General features: G+C 69.8%; 23 protein-coding genes. 12 read left to right on the forward strand and 11 right to left on the reverse strand.

Features of this window, described 5'->3' with window-relative positions; all coding sequences use genetic code 11:
- Positions 1 to 2: 2 nt before the first annotated feature.
- From AC5DRG_RS36045 to mce, 5 genes are all read right to left on the reverse strand, one after another.
- Complete coding sequence (locus tag AC5DRG_RS36045) at positions 3 to 773, reverse strand: ABC transporter permease (RefSeq protein WP_491803813.1); 771 nt, start codon at positions 771 to 773, stop codon at positions 3 to 5.
- A 2-nt stretch (positions 774 to 775) separates the two neighbouring features.
- Complete coding sequence (locus AC5DRG_RS36050; protein ID WP_491803814.1) at positions 776 to 1711, reverse strand: ABC transporter ATP-binding protein; 936 nt, start codon at positions 1709 to 1711, stop codon at positions 776 to 778.
- An 85-nt stretch (positions 1712 to 1796) separates the two neighbouring features.
- The gene (locus AC5DRG_RS36055; protein WP_491803816.1) at positions 1797 to 2732 is read right to left on the reverse strand and encodes a cellulose-binding protein; all 936 of its coding nucleotides are present in this window, start codon (positions 2730 to 2732) and stop codon (positions 1797 to 1799) included.
- A 183-nt stretch (positions 2733 to 2915) separates the two neighbouring features.
- Positions 2916 to 6764, reverse strand: coding sequence for a polarized growth protein Scy (gene scy, locus AC5DRG_RS36060; protein WP_491803817.1), 3849 nt, complete (start codon positions 6762 to 6764; stop codon positions 2916 to 2918).
- Positions 6765 to 6972: 208 nt separating this feature from the next.
- Positions 6973 to 7413, reverse strand: coding sequence for a methylmalonyl-CoA epimerase (mce, locus tag AC5DRG_RS36065; protein ID WP_491803818.1), 441 nt, complete (start codon positions 7411 to 7413; stop codon positions 6973 to 6975).
- A 151-nt stretch (positions 7414 to 7564) separates the two neighbouring features.
- Here mce and AC5DRG_RS36070 point away from each other — a divergent pair, with 151 nt between their 5' ends.
- On the forward strand, positions 7565 to 8776 hold the full coding sequence (locus tag AC5DRG_RS36070; RefSeq protein WP_491803819.1) for an acetyl-CoA C-acetyltransferase: 1212 nt from the start codon (positions 7565 to 7567) through the stop codon (positions 8774 to 8776).
- A gap of 43 nt (positions 8777 to 8819) precedes the next feature.
- Complete coding sequence (gene meaB, locus AC5DRG_RS36075; RefSeq protein WP_491803820.1) at positions 8820 to 9776, forward strand: methylmalonyl Co-A mutase-associated GTPase MeaB; 957 nt, start codon at positions 8820 to 8822, stop codon at positions 9774 to 9776.
- Between the two features lie 167 nt (positions 9777 to 9943).
- Here meaB and AC5DRG_RS36080 read toward each other — a convergent pair whose 3' ends face one another.
- The 4 genes from AC5DRG_RS36080 to AC5DRG_RS36095 form a co-directional block, all read right to left on the reverse strand.
- Positions 9944 to 10420, reverse strand: coding sequence for a MarR family winged helix-turn-helix transcriptional regulator (locus AC5DRG_RS36080; protein ID WP_491803822.1), 477 nt, complete (start codon positions 10418 to 10420; stop codon positions 9944 to 9946).
- Between the two features lie 92 nt (positions 10421 to 10512).
- On the reverse strand, positions 10513 to 11313 hold the full coding sequence (locus AC5DRG_RS36085) for an AIM24 family protein (protein WP_491803824.1): 801 nt from the start codon (positions 11311 to 11313) through the stop codon (positions 10513 to 10515).
- Entirely contained in the window at positions 11310 to 11960 is a 651-nt protein-coding gene (locus tag AC5DRG_RS36090; RefSeq protein WP_491803825.1) for an AIM24 family protein, read from the reverse strand. The genes AC5DRG_RS36085 and AC5DRG_RS36090 overlap by 4 nt, the downstream gene beginning before the upstream one ends.
- Before the next feature lies 1 nt (position 11961).
- Positions 11962 to 12594: an AIM24 family protein gene (locus AC5DRG_RS36095; protein ID WP_491813250.1), complete on the reverse strand. Its 633-nt coding sequence runs from the start codon at positions 12592 to 12594 to the stop codon at positions 11962 to 11964.
- A gap of 195 nt (positions 12595 to 12789) precedes the next feature.
- Between AC5DRG_RS36095 and AC5DRG_RS36100 the strand changes: the two genes are divergently transcribed.
- Both AC5DRG_RS36100 and AC5DRG_RS36105 read left to right on the forward strand, forming a co-directional pair.
- The gene (locus AC5DRG_RS36100; protein WP_491803826.1) at positions 12790 to 13137 is read left to right on the forward strand and encodes a DUF3817 domain-containing protein; all 348 of its coding nucleotides are present in this window, start codon (positions 12790 to 12792) and stop codon (positions 13135 to 13137) included.
- The gene (locus AC5DRG_RS36105) at positions 13134 to 13436 is read left to right on the forward strand and encodes an MTH1187 family thiamine-binding protein (RefSeq protein ID WP_491803828.1); all 303 of its coding nucleotides are present in this window, start codon (positions 13134 to 13136) and stop codon (positions 13434 to 13436) included. The genes AC5DRG_RS36100 and AC5DRG_RS36105 overlap by 4 nt, the downstream gene beginning before the upstream one ends.
- 318 nt (positions 13437 to 13754) lie before the next feature.
- On the opposite strand, the gene AC5DRG_RS36110 is transcribed toward AC5DRG_RS36105, so the two are convergent.
- Positions 13755 to 14738, reverse strand: coding sequence for an ArsR/SmtB family transcription factor (locus tag AC5DRG_RS36110; RefSeq protein WP_491803830.1), 984 nt, complete (start codon positions 14736 to 14738; stop codon positions 13755 to 13757).
- A gap of 76 nt (positions 14739 to 14814) precedes the next feature.
- Between AC5DRG_RS36110 and AC5DRG_RS36115 the strand changes: the two genes are divergently transcribed.
- The 4 genes from AC5DRG_RS36115 to icmA all read left to right on the forward strand — a co-directional run bounded on the left by AC5DRG_RS36115 (position 14815) and on the right by icmA (position 18767).
- Entirely contained in the window at positions 14815 to 16089 is a 1275-nt protein-coding gene (locus AC5DRG_RS36115) for an MFS transporter (RefSeq protein WP_491813251.1), read from the forward strand.
- A gap of 10 nt (positions 16090 to 16099) precedes the next feature.
- Positions 16100 to 16609, forward strand: coding sequence for a MarR family winged helix-turn-helix transcriptional regulator (locus tag AC5DRG_RS36120; protein ID WP_491803831.1), 510 nt, complete (start codon positions 16100 to 16102; stop codon positions 16607 to 16609).
- A gap of 43 nt (positions 16610 to 16652) precedes the next feature.
- On the forward strand, positions 16653 to 16991 hold the full coding sequence (locus AC5DRG_RS36125) for a DUF3817 domain-containing protein (RefSeq protein WP_491803832.1): 339 nt from the start codon (positions 16653 to 16655) through the stop codon (positions 16989 to 16991).
- A 75-nt stretch (positions 16992 to 17066) separates the two neighbouring features.
- Positions 17067 to 18767 (forward strand): coenzyme B12-dependent isobutyryl-CoA mutase large subunit, encoded by a 1701-nt coding sequence (gene icmA / locus AC5DRG_RS36130; protein ID WP_491803834.1) that lies wholly within the window; start codon positions 17067 to 17069, stop codon positions 18765 to 18767.
- 12 nt (positions 18768 to 18779) lie between these two features.
- On the opposite strand, the gene AC5DRG_RS36135 is transcribed toward icmA, so the two are convergent.
- Entirely contained in the window at positions 18780 to 19400 is a 621-nt protein-coding gene (locus AC5DRG_RS36135; RefSeq protein ID WP_491803836.1) for a TetR/AcrR family transcriptional regulator, read from the reverse strand.
- A gap of 214 nt (positions 19401 to 19614) precedes the next feature.
- On the opposite strand from AC5DRG_RS36135, the gene AC5DRG_RS36140 reads away from it, so the two are divergent.
- From AC5DRG_RS36140 to AC5DRG_RS36155, 4 genes are all read left to right on the forward strand, one after another.
- On the forward strand, positions 19615 to 20592 hold the full coding sequence (locus AC5DRG_RS36140; protein WP_491803837.1) for a tetratricopeptide repeat protein: 978 nt from the start codon (positions 19615 to 19617) through the stop codon (positions 20590 to 20592).
- A gap of 877 nt (positions 20593 to 21469) precedes the next feature.
- Positions 21470 to 22099: a DUF6230 family protein gene (locus AC5DRG_RS36145; protein WP_491803838.1), complete on the forward strand. Its 630-nt coding sequence runs from the start codon at positions 21470 to 21472 to the stop codon at positions 22097 to 22099.
- Between the two features lie 128 nt (positions 22100 to 22227).
- Positions 22228 to 22851 carry a DUF6114 domain-containing protein gene (locus AC5DRG_RS36150; RefSeq protein WP_491803839.1) on the forward strand — a complete coding sequence of 208 codons (624 nt, stop codon included), beginning with the start codon at positions 22228 to 22230 and terminating at the stop codon, positions 22849 to 22851.
- Entirely contained in the window at positions 22841 to 24157 is a 1317-nt protein-coding gene (locus AC5DRG_RS36155; RefSeq protein WP_491803840.1) for a hypothetical protein, read from the forward strand. The genes AC5DRG_RS36150 and AC5DRG_RS36155 overlap by 11 nt, the downstream gene beginning before the upstream one ends.
- Positions 24158 to 24234: the final 77 nt, after the last annotated feature.

The raw sequence follows: 24234 nt of genomic DNA on the forward strand, positions 1-24234 counted from the left end.
CTTCACGCGTCCCGCTTCTTGAGCAGCGCGTAGCCCCCGAGTACGGCCGCCGCCGTCCACAGCGCCATGATCGCGAGGCCGCCCCAGGGGCCGTAGGGAGTGTCGTCGTCGACCGGGGTGACCACCTGCATGATCTTGCTGCCGGCCTGGTCGGGCAGGTACCGGCCGATCTTCTTGGTGGCCGAGACATTGCCGAGGATGTTGGAGACCAGGAAGAAGAACGGCATCAGGATGCCCAGCGACAGCATCGGCGAGCGCAGCATCGAGGCGACGCCCATCGAGAACACCGCGATCAGGGTCATGTAGAGCCCGCCGCCGATGACCGCCCGCAGGACGCCCGTGTCGCCGATCGACGCCCGGTGGGAGCCGAGCATCGCCTGCCCCAGGAAGAAGGTGACGAAGCTCGTGGCGAGGCCGACGACGAGGGCGAGACCCGCCGCCACCGCGAGCTTGCTGAACAGGAAGGAGCCGCGCTGCGGTACCGCGGCCAGCGAGGTGCGGATCATGCCCGTGCTGTACTCGTTCGACACGACGAGCACCCCGAACACGATCATCGCGAGCTGTCCGAGGCTCATCCCGGCGAAGCTGATGAAGGTCGGGTCGAAGGAGAGCTGGTCGTCGCGGCTCATCTTGTCGAACTCGTTCTTCGACAGCGCCGAGATCAGCATGCCAAGGGCGATGGTGACGACCACGGCGAGGGAGAGCGTCCACACCGTGGACGCGACGGAACGGATCTTGGTCCACTCGGACCGGACGACCTGGATCGCCGTCATGCTCAGCTCCTCCTCCAGCCGTCGGCCGGCGTATCGGCGTGCGCGTGGTACTCCACCGACTCGGCGGTGAGCTGCATGAACGCCTCCTCCAGAGAGGCCTGCTGAGGGCTCAGCTCGTGCAGCACGACCTGGTACTGCGCCGCCAGCTCCCCGATCTGCTCGGACTTGCCCCCGTCGACCTCCAGCGTCCCGCTGCCGCTCTCCACGACGGTGATCCCCGCCTCGTGCAGCACATCGAGCAGCCGCTCGCGCTGGGGGGAGCGGATGCGGACGTAGGACCGCGAGTTCCGCTGGATGAAGTCGGCCATGGACGTGTCGGCGAGCAGCCGGCCCTGGCCGATGACGACGAGGTGGTCGGCGGTCAGGGCCATCTCGCTCATGAGGTGCGACGAGACGAAGACCGTACGGCCCTGGGCCGCGAGCGACTTCATCAGGTTGCGGATCCAGTGGATGCCCTCGGGGTCGAGGCCGTTGACCGGCTCGTCGAACATCAGGATCCGGGGGTCGCCGAGCAGCGCGCCCGCGATGCCGAGCCGCTGGCCCATGCCGAGGGAGAAGCCCTTGGCCTTCTTCTTGGCCACCGGCGTGAGACCGACGGTGTCGAGCACCTCGTGCACCCGGCTCTTGGGGATCCCGTTGCTCTGCGCGAGACACAGCAGATGGTTGAAGGCGCTGCGGCCGCCGTGCATGGCCTTGGCGTCGAGAAGGGCGCCGATGTACGTCAACGGGTCCTTGAGATGGTCGTAGTGCTTGCCGTCGATACGGACGTCGCCGATGGTGGGGTGGTCGAGGCCGAGGATCATCCGCATCGTCGTGGACTTCCCGGCCCCGTTCGGACCGAGAAAGCCCGTGACGATGCCAGGTCTGACGGTGAAGGTGAGATTGTTGACCGCCACTTTCTCGCCGTACCGCTTGGTCAGCCCCTCGAGCTCGATCATGCGGCCACGCTAAGACGCGACGAAGCCCCCTGCCACCGGAGTGACAGAGGGCTTGGCCGATATTCAGCTGCCGTACAGACCGGAGTTACCGGGACTGCTGAGCCGGGACGCCGCGGGAGATCGGCTCGTCCTCGGCCGGCGTGGTGGCGGCGGCCACCGCGGCGCCCGTGAGCGTCGCGAGCATCTCGCGGACGTTCGTGAGCTGGGCGTTGATCGAGTCGCGGCGGTTGGTGAGAGCCGCGAGCTCGCGCTCGGATTCCGAACGGATCCGGTCGGCCTTGGCGTTCGCGTCGGCCACGATGTCCTCGGCCTGGCGCTGAGCCGTCTCCACCGTCTGACGGGCGCGACGCTCCGCGTCCGTACGCAGCTTCTCGGCCTCGAGGCGGAGCTGCTCCGCGCGGTGCTCGATCTCCGCGAGGCGCTTCTCGGCCTTGGCCTGACGCGACGCGAGATCGCGCTCCGACTGCTCGCGGCGCTTGGCGAGGTTCGTCTCGAAGTCCGCGGCGGCCTGGGCGGCCTTGGCCCGCGTCTCCTCGAAGAGGGCGTCGGCCTCCTCCCGCTTGGACTGCGCGTCCTTCTGCGCCTCCTGGCGCAGCTGGGCGGCGTCGCTCTTGGACTTCTCGAGGATCCGGACGCCCTCGTCCTCCGCCTTGGCCTTGCGCTCCGCAGCGAACGATTCTGCGTCGTTACGGACCTGCTGCGCGGCCGACTCGGCGAGCTCGCGGTGCTGCTCGGCGGCGCGTCGGGCCTCCTCGCGCAGATCCTTTGCCTCTTCTTCCGCGAGGCGGAGGATCTTCTCGACACGCGCGCCGAGACCGGCGTACGACGGCTCGGCGTCGCTTACCTGCGCCTGGGCGTTCTGCGTTTCGAGGTGGAGCTCCTCGATGCGCTTTTCCAGAGCGGTGATGCGGGAGAGAGCGCTGTCACGGTCGGAGACGAGCTTGGAGATCCGTTCGTCCACCTGCGCGCGGTCGTACCCACGCCGCACAAGCTCGAAGCCGTAGGGGGAAGTGTCGCTCATGGGGTTCCTGTCGAATGAGACCGGTGAGGTGATAGGTGGAATCCTAGGGGTCAAAGCGGCGCGTCATCGAGCGGATGCGTGTTTGATCTGGAGAATGAGCCCCCTTTTGGGTGGCTAACCGGCGGACCGCTTGCCAAAGACTTGGTCAAAGGCCCCGGAACACACCTGAATCGACCCTGTCCGTCAGCTGTCCGACGGCTTGCCACCCGAACGAGTTGCGCCCGCGGTGACACCTGCCTTGACTCCGCCGTCCTTGGCGGCAGTTGGGGCCTCGAAGGATTCCAACGCCTCCAGGACGTCCTGGACACGGGAGATCTCGGCATTGATGTCCTCGCGCCGGCGGACCAGGACCTCAAGCTCGCGCTTGCCTTCCTCGACCGTGCGCTTCGCCTCGCGGATCGCCTCGGCACGGAGTTCCTCGGCCTCCCGGATCAGCGTGGACTTCTTCTGCTCGGCCTCCTTGAGGAGACCCTCGGCCTTCTTGACGGCGGCGATACGGACCTTGCCCGCCTCGGAGTTGGCCTCCGAGACCAGTTCCTTGGCCCTCGCCTGCGCCTTGGCGAGCTGCTCCTCGGCGGCCTTGATGAGCGCGTCGCAGCGGTCGCCGGTCGATCTCATCGTCTCGGCGGACTCGCGGCGGGCCCGCTCGTGCAGCCCCTCGATCTCGCCGGTGATGCGGTCGCGCAGCTCCTCGGCCCGCTCCCTTATGGCAGTCGCGTCCCGCCGGGCACCGACGAGCAGCTCGTCCGCGTCCATGCGGGCCTTCTCCACCAGCGAGTTGCCCTCGACCGTCGACTCGGACACCAGCCGGTCGGCCTCGCTGCGGGCCGCGCCCACCATGGTGTCGGCCTGCGACTCCGCGTCCGCGGTCGTCTTCTGCGCCTGCTGCTGCGCCTCGGTGAGCAGCTTGTCGGCCTCGCTCGTCGTCTCCGTGATGAGCTTGTCGACCTGCTCGGCCGCCTCGGAGCGCCGCTTGTTGGACTCCTTGCGGGCCTCGTCCAGCGTCCGCTCGGACTCCGCGCGCGCGGCCGAGGTGACCCGCTCCGCCTCCGCCTCCGCGTCGGCCTTCATACGTACGGACTCCACGCGGATCCGCTCGGCGTGCTGCTGCGCGGAACCGACCGTGTCGGCGGCCTCGGCGCGCAGCCGCTCCGCGTCGCTGGTCGCGTCCGAGATCAGCTTCTCCGCCTTGGCGACCGACTCGGCCCGCACCCGCTCTGCCTCCGCGGCGGTCTCCGACTGGAGCCGCTCCGCCTCGGCCGTCACCTCGGTGATGAGCGTGTCCGCCTGCGCCGCCGCGTCCGACCGGATCCGGTTCGCGTCCTCACGGGCCTCGGCCCGGGCGCGCGACGCGTCCTGCTCGGCGCTGGCGATCGCGTCGGAGGCCTCCGTGCGCACCCGCTGGGCGTGCTCGGACGCGTCCGCGCGCAGCCGCTCCGCCTCGGCGATCGCCTCCGAAACGGTGTGCTCGGCAAGGGACTTGGCGGCGTCCGTCTCCGTGGCCGCCTCGCGCCGGATCCGGCCCGCGTCCTCGCTGGCCCGCTCCCGCTCCGAGTAGGCGTCCGCGCGGACGCGGTCGGCCTCCTCCTGCGCCTCGCGCCGCGTACGGTCCGCCGCGTGCTCGGCGGCCGAGCGCAGCCCGGTGATCTCCTCCTGGGCCTGCTCGTGCAGCCCGACGACCGAGTCCCTTACCTGCTGGGCGTGCTGCTCGGCCGCCGACACCATCTCGTTGGCGCGCCGGTCGGCCTCCTCGACCAGTCGTACGGCCTCGGCCTGCGCCTCCTCCACCCGGCCCCGCGCCGCGGCCAGCAGCTCATCGCTCTGCTCGCGGGCCCGCTCACGCTCCTGGTCGGCCTCCTGGCGGGCCGAGCCGAGGAGTTCCTCGGCCTCGCGGCGGCGCCGGGCGGCCTCCTCCTGGGCGGCGTCCAGCGCCTGCGACGCCTCGGTCGCGAGCCGCTCGGCGGCGGCCTGCGCCTCCGCCCGCAGCCGGTCCGCGGTGTCCTGGGCCTCCGACTTCAGCCGCTCGGCCTCGGCCGCGGCCTCCGAACGCAGCCGTACGGCGATGGCCTCGCCCTCGGCCCGGGACGCGGACGCGTCGGAGGCGGCCTCGTCCCGCAGCCGGGCGGCCTCCGCCTCGGCCTGCTGCTGCAGGGTGCGCATCCGCTCGGCGGCCTCGGAACGCAGCCGCTCCGTCTCCTCGCCGGCCTCCCGGCGGATCCGCTCGGCCTCCGCGCGGGCGTCGGTCAGCGCCTGCTCGGCGGCGGCGAACCGCTCCTCGGCCTCGGTGTGCAGCCGCGTCAGCTCGTCGGCGGCCTCCACCCGGCGGGCCTCTATGGCGCGCTCGGTCTCCTCGTGCAGCTCACGCGCGGCCCGCTCGGCGTCCGCCTTGATGCCCTCGGACTGCTCGATGACCTCCGAGCGGTGCCGCTCGGCTTCCTTGCGGGTGCGGTCGAGGGTCTCCTCGGCCTGCCGGCGCAGGGTCGTCGCGCGCTCGATGGCCTCGGTGCGGACCTTCTCGCTGTCCGTCGTGGCGGTCTGGCGCAGCTCGTCCGCGTCGACCCGGGCCTTCGACAGCAGCTCCTCGGCGGTCTTGGCCGCCTCCTCGATCTGCTGGACGGCCTCGCGGCGCGCCTCCGCGCGGATCCGCTCGCCCTCCGCGACCGCGTCCGAGCGCAGCTGCTCGGCCTCGCCGCGCAGCCGCCGCGCCTCCTCCTGGAGTTCGACGGTCTTGGCGCGGTACTCCTTGGTGTCGTCCTTCGCCGCGCCCTTGAGCTCCTCGGCGATGTCGTGCGCCTGGGCGCGCAGCCGGTCCGCCTCGGCCTCCGCCTCGGAGCGGATCCGCTCGGCCTCCTCGGTGGCGGCCTTCGTCGTGTTCTTGGCCTCCTCGGACGCCTTGTTGAGGACGTCCTCGGCGGTCCTGGCCGCCTTGGCGAGCTGGGAGGCGGTCTCCTCGGCGGTGAGGCTGCGGGCGTTCTCCTCGGCCTCCGCGACGATCTTGTCGGCCTTGGCGCGGGCCTCCGCGACGACCTGCTCGGCGTCCGCCTTGGTGGCCTCGGCCTCCTTCGTGGCCTCGCTGACCAGCCGGGCGACCTGCTCCTTCGCCGTACGCGTGCGCTGCTCGCTGGCCGACTCGACGCTCGCGAGGGTCTTGCTCGCGGACGCCTCGGCCTCGGCGGTGAGCTTCTCGGCCTCGGCCTGCGCCTTGCGCAGCGCCTCCTCGGCCTCCGCCATGCGCTGCTCGGCGGCCCGGCTCATCTCGGTGGCCTCGCGGCGGGCCGTGTCCGACTCGTTCACCGTGGAGCTGCGCAGCTGCTCGGCGTGGTCGGTGGCCTCCTGGGCCTGCGTGGAGGCGGCGTTCAGCAGGCGCTCGGCGTCCGTACGGGCGCGGCGCAGCAGCTGCTCGGTCTCCGCCCGGGCGGCCTCGGCGTCGGTCTGCAGCCGCTGCCGGGCCTCGGCGGCGACCCGCTCGGCCTCGGCGCGGGCGGCCGCCAGGGACTGCTCGGCCTCGGCACGCGACTCGTCGAGGAGCCGCCGGGCCTGGGCCTCCGTCCGGGCCCGCAGCTGCTCCGCCCACGCCACGTTCTCGTTGACGTGCGACTCGACGGTCTGCCGGCGCTCGGCCAGCTCCTGGTCCAGCTGCTGGCGGCGGGTGACCGCCTCCTGGTGCAGCTCCGCCTGGAGCCGGGCCGCGTTCTCCGCGTGCTCCTGGAGGATGCGCTGGGTCTGCGCCCGGGCCTGGCTCATCTCCCGCTCGGCGTCCTGCCGGAGCTGGTCGGCCTGGATCTGGGCATTACGCAGCAACTGCTCGGCCTGATAGCCGATGTCGCCGCCCTCATAGGCCGGTCGGGACATGAGGGTGCGGCGCGCCTCGTGCAACTTGGCGCGCAGCACCTCGACCTGGTAGCCGAGGTCCTCGGCGTGCTGGATCGCCTTTTCCCGCTCGGTCTTCAGCCGCTCCATCTCGGCCTCGAACCGAGAGAGGTGGTCGACGTCAGCCGCCGGCTCTCGCTCCTGGCGTTCGTAGCCCCGCACTGCGCGGTCCCATCCGTCCCCTGGTCGCAAGTCTTACCGAACGAGCACCGTCCTCCGCCGAACGGGGCCCCCGGGGAATGGTGTCAGATCAACGGCGGAGCATGGGCAGCTGCCCGACGCTCGCCCCCCGAAACCCGGACCCCGGCCGGCGGCCGCCCCCTTCGGAGCGACGACCGCCCCCAACCCTACCGGCCCATATGTACGCGGGTCAGTGCTCAGGTGACTCAACAGGCGCCGAAGTGACCAGTTCTGTCAGTACGCCATGGCAATCCTTTGGGTGCAGGAAGGTGATCCGTGACCCCATGGAGCCGCGTCGGGGCTCCTCGTACAGAACGCGTACGCCCTTGTCGCGGATGTCGGCGGCGTCGCCGTCCACATCCGCCGTACCGAAAGCGATGTGGTGAACGCCCTCGCCGTTCTTGGCGAGCCATTTCCCGACGGCCGAATCCTCGCGGGTCGGTTCCAGCAGTTGCAGATAGGAAGCCCCGCCGTCGGACGTATCGTTGATCTTGAGCATGGCCTCGCGCACGCCCTGCTCCTCGTTGACCTCGGAGTGGAAGACCTCGAAGCCGTACGTCGCACGGTAGAACTCGACAGTCTTGTCGAGGTCGAAACAGGCGATCCCGATGTGGTCGATTCGCGTCAGCATGAAGTCAGTGCAGCGCTCCGGAGGTGGTTACGCAACGTGCGCGCGATCACACCGACAGCCCGATGACGGGGTGTACTACCGCTCAGTACATTCGAAGTAAACCCTCGTTCACTCCTCGGCCCGTGCAAGGCCGGTAAGGGGATCGCAGCTCATGACTGAATCGACTGGATCCAACAGCACGACCTCGGTGATCGTCGCGGGCGCCCGCACGCCCATGGGACGGCTGCTGGGCTCGCTGAAGACCTTCTCCGGAGCCGACCTCGGCGGCTTCGCGATCAAGGCCGCCATCGACCGTGCGGGCATCGGTGGCGACCAGGTGCAGTACGTGATCATGGGCCAGGTGCTCCAGGCCGGGGCAGGGCAGATCCCGGCACGCCAGGCCGCGGTCAAGGCCGGCATCCCCATGAACGTCCCGGCGCTCACCATCAACAAGGTGTGCCTCTCCGGCCTCGACGCGATCGCGCTGGCCGACCAGCTGATCCGGGCCGGCGAGTTCGACGTGATCGTCGCGGGCGGCCAGGAGTCCATGACCAACGCCCCCCACCTGCTCCCGAAGTCCCGCGAGGGCTTCAAGTACGGCGCGATCGAGATGCTCGACGCGATGGCCCACGACGGCCTCACCGACGCCTTCGAGAACATCGCCATGGGCGAGTCGACCGAGAAGCACAACACCCGCCTGGGCATCCTGCGCCCCGAGCAGGACGAGATCGCCGCCCTCTCCCACCAGCGCGCCGCCGCCGCCCAGAAGAACGGCGTCTACGAGGCCGAGATCACCCCGGTCGAGATCCCGCAGCGCAAGGGCGAGCCGGTCGTCTTCAGCAAGGACGAGGGCATCCGCGCCGAGACGACCGCGGAGTCGCTGGGCAAGCTGCGCCCCGCGTTCACGCGGGACGGCACGATCACCGCCGGCACGTCCTCGCAGATCTCCGACGGCGCCGCCGCCGTGGTCGTCATGAGCAAGACCAAGGCGCAGGAGCTCGGCCTGGAGTGGATCGCCGAGATCGGCGCCCACGGAAACGTCGCCGGGCCGGACAACTCTTTGCAGTCGCAGCCGTCGAACGCGATCCTGCACGCCCTCAAGAAGGAGGGCCTGGAGGTCTCGGACCTCGACCTCATCGAGATCAACGAGGCCTTCGCCGCCGTCGCGGTCCAGTCAATGAAGGACCTCGGAGTGTCCACGGAAAAGGTGAACGTCAACGGCGGCGCCATTGCCCTGGGCCACCCGATCGGTATGTCGGGCGCCCGGCTCGTGCTGCACCTGGCCCTGGAGCTGAAGCGGCGGGGCGGCGGCGTCGGCGCGGCAGCGCTGTGCGGCGGCGGCGGCCAGGGTGACGCGCTGATCGTGCGGGTACCCAAGGCCTGAACAGGCTTTTCGTCCCTACGTCGGTGAGCTGAACGGAGCTGTGATGCAGGACGTCTCCACACTGGTGGCCCAGGCCAGGGAAGGCCGCCCGCGTGCCGTGGCCCGGCTGATCTCCCTGGTGGAGGGGGCGTCCCCGCAGCTGAGGGAGGTCATGGCGGCGCTGGCTCCGCTGACCGGCAACGCGTACGTGGTGGGCCTCACGGGGTCACCGGGTGTCGGCAAGTCGACGTCCACGTCCGCGCTGGTCACGGCGTACCGCAAGCAGGGCAAGCGGGTCGGCGTCCTGGCCGTCGACCCGTCCTCCCCCTTCTCCGGCGGCGCCCTGCTCGGCGACCGCGTCCGGATGTCCGACCACGCCTCCGACCCCGGCGTCTACATCCGCTCCATGGCGACCCGCGGCCACCTGGGCGGCCTCGCCTGGTCGGCGCCGCAGGCCATCCGCGTGCTGGACGCGGCCGGCTGCGACATCGTCCTCGTGGAGACGGTGGGCGTCGGCCAGTCGGAGGTCGAGATCGCGTCCCAGGCCGACACGTCGGTGGTCCTCCTGGCCCCCGGGATGGGCGACGGCATCCAGGCAGCCAAGGCGGGCATCCTGGAGATCGGCGACGTGTACGTCGTCAACAAGGCGGACCGGGACGGGGCGGACTCCACGGCCCGCGAGCTGAACCACATGCTGGGCCTGGGGGAGTCGCGAGGCCCGGGCGACTGGCGCCCCCCGATCGTGAAGACGGTCGCCTCCCGCGCTGAGGGCATCGACGAGGTCGTCGAGGCCCTGGAGAAGCACCGGGCGTGGATGGAGGAACGGGGTGTCCTGGCCGAGCGCCGGCGCACCCGAGCCTCCAGGGAGGTCGAGACGATCGCGGTCACGGCCCTACGGGAACGGATCGGCGACCTGCACGGAGACCGGCGACTGAGCGCGTTGGCGGATCGGATCGTGGCGGGGGAGCTGGATCCGTATCGGGCGGCGGACGAGCTGGTGGCGGGCTTGACCGAGGGTTAATCGCCCCCGCCGCCAGGGGGCGCTGTCCCCTGGACCCCCGCTCCTCAAACGCCGGACGGGCTGACTTACTTCAGCCCGTCCGGCGTTTGAGGACAAGGCCCGTTCAGGGCCGGAGCGGGGGTCTGGGGGCGGCAGCCCCCAGCAACGGTCCGCACCGGCCCCGCCGGTCATGGACGCCCGCGCTGCCCCCGCAGATGGTCCGCGATCGGCCTCAGGGACTTGTCGAGTTCCATCAGGGCCTCGGGGGACAACAAGTCGATGAAGTGCCTCCGCACAGACGCCACATGATGCGGCGAGACCTTCTTCATCGTCTCCATGCCGTGCTCGGTCAGCACCGCGAACAGGCCTCGGCGGTCGGACTCGCAGTTCTCGCGTCGGACCAGGTCCGCGTTCTCCATGCGCGTGATCTGGTGCGAGAGGCGGCTCTTGGACTGGAGGGTGGCGGACGCGAGGTCGCTCATCCGCATCCGTACGCCCTCCGACTCGGAGAGGTTCACAAGGATTTCGTAGTCGTTCATCGTCAGGCCGAAAGGCTGGAGGTCTTTTTCGAGTTGGTAGCTCAACAGCCTGTTGACGTCCAGGTGGGTGCGCCAGGCGCACTGCTCCGCATCGGTCAGCCAGCGTGTGGCCGTCTCGGTCTCCATGAATGAAGTCTACCTAAAATGTTGAAAGGCGAACTAGTGAGGGTTGCGTGACGGCGTGCACACGTTCGACGTCACACTCCGCAGACTACCGCTCACAGCCCGAAGCGACGCTGGAGGTCCCCCAGCTGTCCGGGAAGGCGCGGTGCGCCCGCCGGCTGTGAGGGGCCTGTGGGGCCGCTTCCGCCGCCGGGTACCCCGGCCTGGTGCGGGACCGCTCCCGTGGCCTGCTCGGCCATCAGTGTCTCGGTCGACTGCAGCAGTACGGTTCCGGCCCCTACGAACTCGAACTGGTGCTCCTCTCCGGAGGCCCCACCGAGCCCCGTCATCGCACGTAGACCGCCCATCAGGCCCGTCATGTAACCGTGGTCGTAGTGGTGGCACGGGGAGGGACAGTCGGCCCAGCCCACAAGCGCTTGCGGGTCCACCCGGATCGGGGGCTCCATGAACACCACCGGACCGTTGGACGCCGCCACGAACTTGCCCGTTCCGATGAGGGTCAGGAAGCCCGGCACGATCGACTGCTTGAGGGCGAGAGTTGGCTGAAAAGCGAGGAGGTTGCCCGAGCGAATGGTCAGGTTGCCGTTGTCCAGGTCGTACGAGTTCACGTCGAAAGCCCGGTCGGCCAGCAGCATCTTGCCGGAGCCCTCCGCCACGACCCAGTCGCTCGCGTGCAGAGGCGAATGAAAGGACGTCCGGACAAGACGGTCGAGCCGGCCGTGTCCGATGCCGTTGAAGTTCATCTGGCCGTAGTAGGCGATCATCTTGCCCTTCTGCAGGAACCACTGGCTCCCCTTGAGCTCCACGCAGAAGGTGTAGTTGTTGACGTTGTCGTCGGACGGCAGCGTCATCGGGTCGTGGACCGTCGGTCCGCCCGGAGTTCCATACCCGCTCACAGCTTCTCCTCCGAGGCCTGGACGTACACCGCGCCGTTCCCGCTCAGCTCCAGTTGGAAGGCCTCGCCGGAGCCGCGGCCCACCATGTCCCGCCAGCCCAGTGCCGTGGACAGCTTGTTGCGAACGTCCCCGTGGTGGGCGACGTAGGCCTGCGGGTCGACGTGGACGGGGCGCTGCGGGGTGATCGGGATCTCGAAGACGCCGCCGTGTGCCATCACGGCCACCGAGCCGTGGCCCTTGAGTGTGGTGGTGAACAGGCCCTGGCCGCTGACCTTGCCGCGGACCATGCCCATGACCCCGCCCTGGGAGCCCAGGAACATCGTCCCCTGTTGGAGCGTGCCCTCGAAGGCGAGCAGTCGGTCCGCCTCCACGAACAGGGTGTCGCCGGTCAGGTTGATCACCTGGACGTGGTGGCCGCCGTGCCCGAAGAGGACCGTGCCGCTGCCCTCCACGGACATCAGCGGGGTGTCCTCGTTGGCGACCCGGCGGCCGATCATCGACATGATCCCGCCCTGGCCGCCCTGCATGTTGGGCGTGAAGGACACCTCGCCCTTGTAGGCGAGCATTGCGCCGCGCTGGCTGAACAGCCGCTGGCCGGGCATGACCGTCGCCTCGACCATCTTGGAGTTGATCTCACGGAAGGCCATGTCACACATCCCCCGCGATCGTGTTCCGCTCGCTGGGCTGGACGTAGACGAGTCCGTCGCCCTCGAAGCGGATCTGGAAGGCCTCGCCGCCGCCCTCGCCCATGAACGTGCGGAAGGTCACACCGGACTGGAAGGACTGCCGCAGGTTCCCCTGGTGCGCGATGTAGGCGCCGGGGTCGACGGTCAGCGGGTACTGCTGGCTCACCCGGAGCACCACCGCCGGACCGTCCGACATGATCGCCGCCTGTCCGTGTCCCTCGACGGTCGTCGTGAACAGGCCGTTGCCCTGCGAGGCCCCGCGCAGTCCCGTGAAGCTGGTCCCGGTCCGCAGCCCCGCGTCCGTCGCGAGCAGGTTGCTGGACTCCACGTACAGCTTGTCCCCCTGGAGGCCGACGAGGTTGATCTCGGACGCCCGGTCGGCGAACCAGCAGGTCCCCTGCCCCCTCACCTCCATCACGGTCATCTGCTCACCGGTGATGCGCCGGGTCACCATCCCCCGTATGCCCTCACCGCCGCCGCTGAGCTTCTTGAACGCCATCTGTCCGTCGTAGGCGACCATCGAGCCGTTCTTCGCCTTCACGGCGTCCCCGGTCATGTCGACGGCCAGCACCTTGCTGCCTTGAAGTCGGAACATTGCCACGCAGCGAAGGTAGCCGCCGGAATGTCCCGCCAAAAGGGCCCTCGGGTGGAGAAAGACCCTGACCGTTCCCCTAGGGGCCCGCCCACAGCGATGCTCCGGCCGTTTGCCAGAATGAGTGAACGTTTGTGCCTGCGTTCACAAACCGGCAGACCCTCGACGTACCTCCGTACCTCCCACCGAAGGTGACCCGTGGACATCAAGACAGCCTCCGCCATCCGCCGTCTCCGCCTGGTCTCGGCCCCCGAGGCGATCTCCTTCCTCCTCCTGCTCGTCTGCTCGGTGCTGAAGCGGACCACGGACTTCAACGCGGTGCCCGTGATGGGCGCGGTCCACGGCGTCCTGTTCATCCTGTACGTGATCTTCTGGGCGGACGCCTGGAACCGCACCAAGTGGGGCTTCGGCAAGGCCGCCCTCTACTTCGTCCTCTCCGTGCTGCCCACCGGCGGCTTCTTCGCCGAGCGCAAGCTGCGCCGCGAGGCCGAGGACGCGGTTATCGCCTCCCGTGCCCGGCGCGAGGGCGTGGTGAAGACCTCGTGATCGTCGCCTTCTCCGTGACGCCCCTGGGTGTCGGCGAGGATGTCGGGGAGTACGTCGCCGACGCCGTACGGGTCGTCAGGGAATCCGGGCTGCCCAACCGCACCGACGCGATGTTCACCTCGGTCGAGGGGGAGTGGGACGAGGTGATGGATGTCGTCAAGCGTGCCGTGGCCGCCGTAGAGGCGCGATCGCCCCGGGTTTCCCTCGTGCTGAAGGCGGACATCCGTCCCGGCGTCGCCGACGGCCTCACCTCGAAGGTCGCGACCGTCGAACGGCATCTCGCGCAACGCCCTCAATAGCCTTCGCGGCAACGCCCCTTCGGACGTCCCCGACTCGAAACGCCCGGAAACCCCCACTTTTGTACGGGTATCGGCCTTGATCGCCGATCACTTCTCAAAAGCTGGAGGGCGCTGTGCGGCCGGAGGGCTACGACTACGACACCCACAGCCGACCTCGCCTCCGTCGACACCGACGCGGTCGCCGTCCTCCCAGAAGGGGGGAGGCGGGCGCGGGGCCCGCCTTCTTGGCGGCGCCGGCGACGGAGGCCTCGTCGACGTCGGGCGCGGACGCGCAGCCCGCCGCGAGTCCGAGCACCGCGAGTGCCGCGAAGGTATGGCTCAGCCGTTCTCCGACATCAGCGCGATCCCCAGGGGCGTCCGCTCGTACAGCACCTGATGGCCGTAGCGCCGCGAGGTGAGCAGGCCGGCGTTGCGCAGGGCGGTGAGGTGCGTGGACACCGACGACGGGGCGAGCCGTAGACGGTGGGCGAGGGTGGTGGTCGTGGCGGGTTCGTCGAGTGAGGTGAGCACGGTGGCCCGGCCGCGCCCCAGGAGTCGTACCAGCGCCTCGGGGGTGTGGCCGGAGGGCTCGGCCCACAGGCCGCCGATGCCGCGGGCCGGGTAGCAGACGGTGGGTTGCCAGGGCGGGTCGAAGCCGCCGACGACGTCCGGCCAGGAGAAGACGCTCGGCACCAGGACCAGGCCCTGGCCGCCGAGGTCGCGGGCGTGCTCGACCTTCCCGTCGAGTGTCAGGGTGCGGCCGTTCCAGGAGAAGCGCGGGTCCAGTTCCGGCAGCAGCGCGCCCAGGCCCACGTCCGCGAGGCGGCGGGAGTGGAAGGCGACGTCGGCCTCCAGGAGGGCGCGCAGCCGGGGCCAGTCCGGTTCGACCAGGGTGTGCCAGGCGGCCTCCATCAGGTCGGCCAGCTCCCGGACCGTACGCGCGGGGTCGGCGAGCAGGGCCCGGCCGCGCGCGGAATCCAGGGCACCCGGGGTGTCGGCGAGGGCCCGGGCCATGTCGTCGCGGGCCTCGTCCGGGTCGGCCGCCCGCACCACCGCGATCTCCTCCTCGAAGGTGGCCGCCGGGCCGATCGGCGGGGCGCCCAGGAAGTCCGGGCTGTGGCCGCGCCGGGGCATCAGCAGCCAGATCGGCGTGAGGTCCAGCGCACGGGCGGCTTCCCGGATCCGGCGCAGCCAATGCGGGTGATAGGTGAGCCGGTCCGGCCGGGCCAGCGTGCGCACGGCCTCCTGCGTCTCCCACAGCGGGGACACCGCGAACCGGCACCGCAGCAGGTCGTCGTCGCCGAAGTGCATATGGATCGGCATGGCGCCCCCCGCGCTCAAGATTCGGCTGACGCCGAAACTCTACGGCGACGGCTCCCGGCCGACCACGCTGCTGCCCATGCCGAACGAGACCCTCAAGGCCCAGCCCACCGGCTACCTCCCTGTCCTGGCCATCGCAGAGTTCCGTGCCGTCTTCGCCGCCCACGCCCTCTCCCTGCTAGGCGTCGTCGTCGGTGAGATCGCGCTGACCGTGCTCATCTACGGGCTGACGGGCTCACCGCTGCTGAGCGCGCTGGCCTTCGCGCTGGGGTTTCTGCCCTACCTGGCCGGCGGGACGCTGCTGTCCGGGGTCGCCGACCGGTACCCGGCACGGCGGGTGCTCGTCGTGTGCGACCTGGTGTGTGCCTCGTGCGCGGCGGCGATGGCGCTGCCCGCTACTCCCGTCGTCGGACTGCTCGCCCTGCGATGCGTGATCGCCGCCGTGTCCCCGGTGTTCGCCGGGACCAGGATGGCCACGCTCACCGAGATCCTCGGCGAGGGCGACCTCTTCGTACTGGGGCGGTCGCTGCTGCGGATCGTCTCGCAGAGTGCCGTGCTGGTGGGGTTCGGGCTCGGCGGCGTCCTGCTCACCTTCGTGTCCCCGCGGGGCGCGCTGGTCATCACGGTGTGCACGTTCGCGAGCTCGGCGCTGCTGCTGCGCTTCGGCACCCGACGCCGGCCCGCGCGCGGCGGGGGCGGCTCCCTGATGAAGTACTCCCTCTCGGGGGCCCGTCAGGTCCTCGGTGACCGCCGCATCCGCGCGCTGCTCCTTCTCCTCTGGGTCCCGCCGATGTTCGCGGTCGCGCCCGAGGCGCTGGCGGCGGCCTACGCCGACGAGATCGGGGTGGGTGCGGCGAGCGTGGGGCTGCTGATGTGCGCGAGCCCGATCGGGATGATCGCCGGGGAGGTGTACGCCGGCTCCGCGCTCTCACCCGAGGCCCGGGCGCGGATCGTAATGCCGCTCGCGGCCGTCACCCTGCTCCCGTTCCTGGCCTTCCCCCTCGCCCCGGGACTCGGCTGGATCCTGCTCGCGCTGCTGCTCGCCGGGGCGACGGGGGCGTACACCCTGGGTCTGGACCGTTGGTTCGTGGACGCGGTGCCCGAGGAACTGCGCGGGCGCGCGATGACCGTGCACACCGCCGGGCTGATGACGATCCAGGGCGTGGGCATGGCGCTCGCGGGAGTCGCCGCCGAGTTCTGGGCGGTGAGCACGGTCGTGGGCGGCGTCGGGGTGCTCGGCACGGTGTGCTGCGGACTGCTCGTGCGGGAGGTCGCACGGACCCGTTCAACGACGAGGAATCCGGGCCCGACCGAAAGACGAGACGGGGCTGACCGTGATGTGACCGGCCGGTAAGGTCGATTCCGTGCCGAAGCCGCTCAGTCTCCCCTTCGACCCCATCGCCCGCGCCGACGAACTCTGGAAGCAGCGCTGGGGAAACGTGCCGTCCATGGTCGCCATCACCTCGATCATGCGCGCGCAGCAGATCCTGCTCGCCGAGGTCGACGCGGTGGTCAAGCCGTACGGGCTGACGTTCGCGCGCTACGAGGCGCTGGTGCTGCTCACCTTCTCCAAGGCCGGTGAGCTGCCGATGTCCAAGATCGGTGAGCGGCTGATGGTGCATCCCACGTCCGTGACGAACACCGTGGACCGCCTGGTGAAGTCGGGCCTGGTCGACAAGCGCCCCAACCCCAACGACGGGCGCGGCACGCTCGCCACCATCACCGACAAGGGCCGCGAGGTCGTCGAGGCCGCCACCCGCGACCTGATGGGGATGGACTTCGGGCTCGGGGTGTACGACGCGGAGGAGTGCGGGGAGATCTTCGCGATGCTGCGGCCGCTGCGGGTCGCCGCGCGGGACTTCGACGAGGACTGACCCGGGGCAAGATCTCCCGGAACGGGTCGTTACGCTCGACGACATGAAAAAGAGCGTGCTGACCCGCTACCGCGTCCTGGCCTACGTCACCGGTGTGCTGCTGGTTCTGCTGTGCCTGAGCATGATCGCCAAGTACGGCCTGGACGTCGACGGCGCCGCCGGCTTCACCCGGGTTGTCGCCATCGCGCACGGCTGGCTGTACGTCGTCTACCTGCTCTTCGCCTTCGACCTGGGCTCCAAGGCGAAGTGGCCGGTGGGCAAGCAGCTGTGGGTGCTGCTGGCCGGGACGATCCCGACCGCCGCCTTCTTCGTGGAGCGGAAGATCAGCCACGAGCTGGAAGGCAAGATCGCGGACGGGGCTCCGGCGCCCGTCAAGGCGTAACTTCCACCGCCGTACGGATTGCGTGCGGCGGTTGGGCATCGACATTTACTAGGACGTCCTAGTAAATTGAAGAGCATGGACGCTGACGCCATCGAGGAGGGCCGCCGTCGCTGGCAGGCCCGCTATGACGCTTCACGCACGCGTGAGGCCGACTTCACCACGCTCTCGGGTGATCCCGTGGAGCCGGTGTACGGGCCCCGGCCGGGGGACGCCTATGAGGGCTTCGAGCGGATCGGGTGGCCGGGGGAGTACCCCTACACGCGCGGGCTGTACGCGACCGGCTACCGCGGGCGGACGTGGACCATCCGGCAGTTCGCCGGGTTCGGGAACGCCGAGCAGACCAACGAGCGCTACAAGATGATCCTCGCCAACGGTGGCGGCGGGCTGTCCGTGGCCTTCGACATGCCGACCCTCATGGGCCGCGACTCCGACGACCCGCGCTCGCTCGGCGAAGTCGGGCACTGCGGTGTCGCCATCGACTCCGCCGCCGACATGGAGGTCCTCTTCAAGGACATCCCCCTCGGGGACGTGACGACCTCGATGACGATCAGCGGGCCGGCGGTCCCCGTCTTCTGTATGTACCTGGTCGCCGCCGAGCGGCAGGGCGTGGACCCGTCGGTTCTCAACGGCACGCTCCAGACCGACATCTTCAAGGAGTACATCGCGCAGAAGGAGTGGCTCTTCCAGCCCGAGCCGCATCTGCGCCTCATCGGCGACCTCATGGAGTACTGCGCCGTCGGCATCCCCGCCTACAAGCCGCTGTCCGTCTCCGGCTACCACATCCGCGAGGCCGGCTCGACGGCCGCGCAGGAGCTGGCGTACACGCTGGCGGACGGGTTCGGATACGTCGAGCTGGGGCTGTCGCGCGGTCTTGACGTGGACGTCTTCGCCCCGGGCCTGAGTTTCTTCTTCGACGCGCACCTCGACTTCTTCGAGGAGATCGCCAAGTTCCGCGCCGCGCGCAGGATCTGGGCCCGCTGGATGCGGGACGTGTACGGGGCCCGCTCCGAGAAGGCGCAGTGGCTGCGCTTCCACACCCAGACCGCCGGTGTCTCGCTGACGGCCCAGCAGCCGTACAACAACGTCGTCCGTACGGCCGTGGAGGCGCTCGCGGCGGTGCTGGGCGGCACCAACTCGCTGCACACCAACGCCCTGGACGAGACCCTCGCGCTGCCCTCCGAGCAGGCCGCGGAGATCGCCCTGCGCACCCAGCAGGTGCTCATGGAGGAGACCGGCGTCGCCAACGTGGCCGATCCGCTGGGCGGTTCCTGGTACGTCGAGCAGCTGACCGACCGGATCGAGGCCGACGCCGAGAAGATCTTCGACCAGATCAAGGAGCGCGGACTGCGGGCCCACCCCGACGGGCGGCACCCGATCGGGCCGGTCACGTCCGGGATCCTGCGGGGCATCGAGGACGGCTGGTTCACCGGGGAGATCGCCGAATCGGCCTTCCAGTACCAGCAGGCCCTGGAGAAGGGCGACAAGCGGGTCGTGGGCGTCAATGTGCACCACGGCTCCGTCACCGGGGACCTGGAGATCCTGCGGGTCAGCCACGAGGTGGAGCGCGATCAGGTGCGGGAGCTGGGTGGCCGTAAGGCCGCACGGGACGAGGCCGCCGTACGCGGCGCACTGGACGCCATGCTCGACGCGGCGCGCTCCGGCGTCAACATGATCGCCCCGATGCTGGACGCGGTCCGCGCGGAGGCGACGCTGGGCGAGATCTGCGGGGTGCTGCGGGACGAGTGGGGGGTGTACACGGAGCCCGCCGGCTTCTAGGCCCCGGGGTTTCTAGGACACGGCCGAGGCCAGTCCCAGGAGCAGTACGCGCGTGAAGCTCCGTACCCACTCCTCGTCCGCCGGTTCCGCGCTCACCAGGGTGCGGTGGACCACCGCGCCCGCGACCATGTCGAAGATGAGGTCGACCGTGCGGGCCGCCTCCTCGGGGTCCGTCTCCGGAGGCAGTTCGCCGCGGGTCTGGGCGCGGGAGCGGCCCTCCAGGACCAGGCGTTTTTGGCGGTCGACGATCGAGGTGCGGATGCGTTCGCGGAGTGCGTCGTCGCAGGTCGACTCGGCGAGGACCGCCATGAGGCCGCTCCTGGCCTCCGGGCGGGCCAGGATCGCCGCGAATTGCAGCACCACGCCCTCGATGTCGGCGGCCAGGCTTCCCCGGTCCGGGAGGCGGAGTTCGTCGAAGAGTTCGGCGACCGCGTCGACCACGAGCTCGTTCTTGCCCGCCCAGCGGCGATAGAGCGTCGTTTTCGCAACCCCGGCCCGTGTCGCCACGTCTCCCAACGTGAGCTTCGACCAGCCCAGTTCGACCAGTGCCGCCCGCGTCGCGGCCAGGATCGCGGTGTCCGCTGCGGCGCTGCGCGGGCGTCCGCTACGGCTGGCGGGGGTGCGGCTCTGCATCCCCCGACCATAACCGGCGGTTCCTGTGAGGCCGTGAGGCAGATCACCGGGGAGTGGTGGTCCGTAGGCACTCAGTGCCATTACGCTACGACTCGTAGCGAAACCACTGGTGCAGGGTGGGGACCCGGCGCAGAACGGAACTCGGACGGAACTCGGTACGACCGGCTTTCACAACGCTTTTCACACACGCGCGAGTACGGGGGAGGATAGGCGCATGCAGCCACGGAACATGTCCATGAGCGGAGTCGTCGACCTCGCCGCGGTGAAGGCGGCCCAGGAGGCCAAGGCGAAGGCGGAGCAGGCGCGCGCCGAAGCGGCCCGGCAGGGTGGCGGGGGAGGAGCCGTCTCGCCGGCCGACCTCGTCATCGATGTCGACGAGGCCGGGTTTGAGCAGGATGTCCTTCAGCGGTCCACCGAGGTGCCCGTCGTCATCGACTTCTGGGCCGAGTGGTGCGAGCCGTGCAAGCAGCTGAGCCCTGTACTGGAGCGGCTGGCCCTCGAATACAACGGGCGCTTCGTCCTCGCCAAGATCGACGTCGACGCCAACCAGATGCTGATGCAGCAGTTCGGGATCCAGGGGATTCCGGCTGTCTTCGCCGTCGTCGCCGGGCAGGCGCTTCCCCTCTTCCAGGGGGCCGCCGGCGAGGTGCAGATCCGGCAGACCCTCGACCAGCTGGTGCAGGTCGCCGAGGAGCGCTTCGGGCTCACCGGCATCGCCGTCGACCCGGACGCCGAGCCGGGCGAGCGCGAGGAGGTGCCCGCGACGCCGGCGGGGCCGCACGACGCGCTGCTCGAAGCCGCCGTACAGGCGCTGGACGCCGGTGACTTCGGCGGGGCCGTGCAGGCGTACAAGAACGTACTGAGCGACGACCCGGGCAACTCGGAGGCCAAACTCGGTCTCGCCCAGGCCGAGTTGCTGCACCGCGTGCAGGGGCTTGACCCGCAGCAGGTGCGCAAGGACGCCGCCGACCGGCCGGGCGATGTGGCCGCGCAGATCGCCGCCGCCGACCTGGACCTGGTGGGCGGGCATGTCGAGGACGCGTTCGGACGGCTCATCGAGACCGTGCAGCGCACCGCGGGGGAGGACCGGGACGCCGTACGGCTGCGGCTGCTGGAGCTCTTCGAGGTAGTCGGCGGCGATGATCCGAGGGTCGCGGCGGCACGGCGGGCGCTGGCGCGCGCGCTCTTCTGAGCCGAGCCCAGGTCCTGTCGCCAAATTCCCGTCTGCCGTGCGACGCCATGCACGCTCCCCCACTGCCTAAACGGCGTGGGAGGTGCCCCCACTCGCCGCACCGGGCACAGACCCACGTACAACCAGTACGAGGGTCCGCGCCCGGCACGCCGAGAGCACGCACCTGACGCCGCCCGGCCCGCCCTCCGGGCGGACGACGGGAATTTGACGACAGGACCTAGCGGGGTGGGAGCCCTGTTCCGGCCCCGTTCTGACCAGTCGCTAAACACTCGGGCGTGTGATGCCGGAGTGAAAAGTTTGCCGATCGGGTGTCAGTGCGGCCGCGCTTTACCAAATCTTGGTAATCGCGGCCGCTGTTACTTGGAGTAAGTCAGGGGCATTGATCTGTCGGATTTCGTCCGAAGATCAATAGATTTTTCCCTCCCCTTGACACCACCCAGCGTCGTCGACCGAGACCGGTGGGTCGTTGTTCGGTTATCCGGCCGTTACTAGCCAGTAACGAACCCCCTTGTGCGGGCGGCGAGAATGCACCACGATCGGCGACGCTCGGTCCATTCCCGTACCCCGACAGCCGGTTGGGTCAACGGGTTTTCCTGGGTCCCCACCGAGCAGGGTCCGACGGCAGTGGAGTCGGCCCTTGGGCAGGGGGGTCTTCGCCGCACGGCGAAGCCTGTCCAGCAAGGTTGTGCGTGATGTGCGTCAGGCGCGACCAGTGGTTGTCGCTCGGGGGTGATCGCCGGTGATCGGTGCGCGGGTTCGCGCCTCCGAGGACGGGCGCTCTCCTTTCCGAGGACGTAGCACTTCTCCCATCCCTGCCCGGCTGAGCCGTCAATTGGGGCAGTCAGGGCCGGAGATGTACGTCCGAGAAGGAGGAAATATGGAGTCCCAGGTGCGTGGCGGGACGAGATGGAAGCGGTTCGCTGTGGTCATGGTGCCCAGCGTTGCCGCCACGGCTGCGATAGGTGTCGCCCTCGCGCAGGGCGCTCTCGCCGCGTCGTTCAGTGTGTCCGGGCAGTCGTTCAAGGTCACGGCCGACAAGCTCGTCGGTACGGGCTTCGCGCAGTACGGGGCCATTGACTCGGGGTACACCCTCGACGGCAAGAAGACTGCGCACCCGGTCGCGGTGTCGGCGTTCACCAACGCCGAGATCACGAACATGTGCCAGTCCGTTGTCACCCCGAACATCCCGCTGCTCGGCTCGGTGAGTCTGACGCTGAAGGCGGGTGGCGAGGGTACGCCGGTCGAGGCGGACAACCTCTACATCGACGTCGAGGAACTCGAAGGCGACGCTGTCTTCGAGGGCATCCGGATCGGTGTGGCCGGCAAGGACCTCAAGGGTCCCGGCATCAAGAGCGGCGACACCGCGAACCCGTTCGGGTTCGGTCAGGACGCCGACAAGGCCACGCTGACCGACGTGAAGCAGACGGCGTGGGCCACCACCGCCGGAACCTTCAAGCTCAGCGGCCTGAAGATGTCGCTGTCCACGGGTGTCAAGGAGTGCTACTAAGCACTCGCTGACGGGCGGGGGAGCCGATGGCGCCCCCGCCCGTCCACACTCCGGGCGTGTCTTCACACGTCCACACATCCAGTACAACTCACCACCACAGCAACGCCGTTCCAGGGAGCTGTTTTTCCATGAGCGCCGAGACTCCTGCCGCGCACGGCCAGAACGACGAGCACTACCTCAAGGTCTTTCGGCGGAACTTCCGCGTCTGGCGCGGAGGTCGGCCGTTCTGGGCAGGTCTGTTCGTCATTCTCGGCGGACTCCCCATCGCCTACTTCCCGTACGCGCACCTCCAGATCGGTCACCTGACGCTGGCGATGTCCACGACGGCGGGCGCCGGGTCGCTGATCATCGGCGTGCTGCTCGTCGTGCTGGGCGTCAGTCTCTGGTTCCAGAAGCACGTCCGTACGTTCGCGGGTGTCGCGGCGATCCTGCTGGCGCTGGTGTCCATCCCCGTGTCCAATCTCGGCGGCTTCCTCGTCGGCTTCCTGTTCGCGCTGATCGGCGGGGCCATGGCCGTGGCGTGGGTACCGGGCGAGGAGCCTGGCCCTGAGGCGCTGCCGGAGCGGACCGCGAGTGCGGGCGGTGCCCCCGAGGCCGTCGTCCCGGAGACCGGTGCCCCGGTGGCCCTGGACAAGGACGACGCCCCCGCGCCCGAGTGGCATGCGGGAGAGGGCACGTACGGGGTGGACGAGCCGAAGAATCTGTCGGGATCGAGCCCGACCGGGGCGAACGGGAGGCACAGTGCCGGCTGACGAGGTTTCCACCGGGAGCGATGTGGACGCTGCCCGTGTGAGAACCGGGCCGCGCCATGCGGCACCCAAGAAGCCGCTGTTCACCCGGTTCCACATGCCGGCGGGCAAGGCGATAGCCATCGCGGCGATGCCGACGGCCGTCCTCATGGGGATGGGGTTCACGCCGACGCTCGCCAACGCCGAGGACCAGCCGACCTCGAAGAGCCTGACGGCCGACGAGTACAAGGACTGCATCGCGGCCCTCGCGGAGAGCACCGAGAGCGCGGACGCGACGGCCACCCCGTCGGCCTCCGTCTCGGAGAGCGCGAGCGAGGACGCGGACGACACGGCGGAGCCCACCGCGACGGCCACGGCCGGCTCGGACTCCGGTTCGGGTGACTCCTCTTCGTCGGATTCAGGTTCCGACGACGAGGCCACGCCCACGCCGTCCGCGTCCGCGAGCAAGGAGACGTCGAGTTCGGATTCGAGCTCCGACGACACCGCGACGGCGACTCCGTCGGCGTCCGAGAGCAGCGCCGGTCTGCTGGAGACGATCGGCGACGCGATCACCGACATCCTCACGGGCGGCAGCAGCGACGACTCCACGGCGACCGCCAGCCCGACGCCGTCCGCGTCGGCGAGCGCGAGCGCCACCGAGGACACGTCCTCGGGCAGTGACGACACGTCCGACACAGCGAAGGACACCGCCGAGAACGTCGCCGACGCGGCCGAGGAGGCCGCGAAGGACACGACCGACGCGGCGACCGAGGCGGCCGAGGACGCCACCGACGCGGCTACGGACGCGGCCACCGCCACGCCCAGCCCGTCCGCGAGCTCCACCACGAGCGCCGAGGACTGCCCCGTCGCCACGGACGCGGTGGGCGACGTCGACAACGCGGTCGACCTGCCCGACGACCCCTGGTACCTGGACGCCAGTTCGCTGCTGCTGAAGGGCGCCGACTACAAGGGCGTCGTCAAGGTGAAGACCGCCAACGGGACCGTCAAGGAGGTCCTCAAGTACGTGGTCTCCGACGGCGTCGACATCGGCGACCTGCACCAGACGGTGAAGGACAAGCAGTCGGGCAAGACGTACCACGTGCAGGCCGGCGAGGGCACGACGTCCACCTTCCGCGACGGTGACGTGGTCATGTACACGGAGTCCATCTCCGGGAACCTGTTCGGTCTGATCCCGATCACGTTCACCCCGGACAGCCCGCCGCCGCTGAACATCCCGCTGATCTACTTCACCAACGTGAAGGTCGTCCAGGCCGGCCAGTTCGGTGGGACCCTGCACATCCCCGGGCTGCACAGCTACATCACCGACTGAGCGCCGTTGTAAGCCCGTTCGGGAGCCGCGCACACACTGAGGGCGCCCCCTGTCACAGGGGGCGCCCTCAGCGCCGT

It is taken from the genome of Streptomyces sp. JLBG701 (assembly GCF_058544905.1).

Coding starts and splice junctions, on each gene's coding strand:
- AC5DRG_RS36045 (WP_491803813.1), bottom strand. CDS start 773: ATGACGGCGATCCAGGTCGTCCGGTCCGAGTGGACCAAGATCCGTTCC.
- AC5DRG_RS36050 (WP_491803814.1), bottom strand. CDS start 1,711: ATGATCGAGCTCGAGGGGCTGACCAAGCGGTACGGCGAGAAAGTGGCG.
- AC5DRG_RS36055 (WP_491803816.1), bottom strand. CDS start 2,732: ATGAGCGACACTTCCCCCTACGGCTTCGAGCTTGTGCGGCGTGGGTAC.
- mce (WP_491803818.1), bottom strand. CDS start 7,413: ATGCTGACGCGAATCGACCACATCGGGATCGCCTGTTTCGACCTCGAC.
- AC5DRG_RS36070 (WP_491803819.1), top strand. CDS start 7,565: ATGACTGAATCGACTGGATCCAACAGCACGACCTCGGTGATCGTCGCG.
- meaB (WP_491803820.1), top strand. CDS start 8,820: ATGCAGGACGTCTCCACACTGGTGGCCCAGGCCAGGGAAGGCCGCCCG.
- AC5DRG_RS36080 (WP_491803822.1), bottom strand. CDS start 10,420: ATGGAGACCGAGACGGCCACACGCTGGCTGACCGATGCGGAGCAGTGC.
- AC5DRG_RS36090 (WP_491803825.1), bottom strand. CDS start 11,960: ATGGCCTTCCGTGAGATCAACTCCAAGATGGTCGAGGCGACGGTCATG.
- AC5DRG_RS36095 (WP_491813250.1), bottom strand. CDS start 12,594: ATGTTCCGACTTCAAGGCAGCAAGGTGCTGGCCGTCGACATGACCGGG.
- AC5DRG_RS36110 (WP_491803830.1), bottom strand. CDS start 14,738: ATGCCGATCCATATGCACTTCGGCGACGACGACCTGCTGCGGTGCCGG.
- AC5DRG_RS36115 (WP_491813251.1), top strand. CDS start 14,815: ATGCCGAACGAGACCCTCAAGGCCCAGCCCACCGGCTACCTCCCTGTC.
- AC5DRG_RS36125 (WP_491803832.1), top strand. CDS start 16,653: ATGAAAAAGAGCGTGCTGACCCGCTACCGCGTCCTGGCCTACGTCACC.
- icmA (WP_491803834.1), top strand. CDS start 17,067: ATGGACGCTGACGCCATCGAGGAGGGCCGCCGTCGCTGGCAGGCCCGC.
- AC5DRG_RS36135 (WP_491803836.1), bottom strand. CDS start 19,400: ATGCAGAGCCGCACCCCCGCCAGCCGTAGCGGACGCCCGCGCAGCGCC.
- AC5DRG_RS36140 (WP_491803837.1), top strand. CDS start 19,615: ATGCAGCCACGGAACATGTCCATGAGCGGAGTCGTCGACCTCGCCGCG.
- AC5DRG_RS36145 (WP_491803838.1), top strand. CDS start 21,470: ATGGAGTCCCAGGTGCGTGGCGGGACGAGATGGAAGCGGTTCGCTGTG.
- AC5DRG_RS36150 (WP_491803839.1), top strand. CDS start 22,228: ATGAGCGCCGAGACTCCTGCCGCGCACGGCCAGAACGACGAGCACTAC.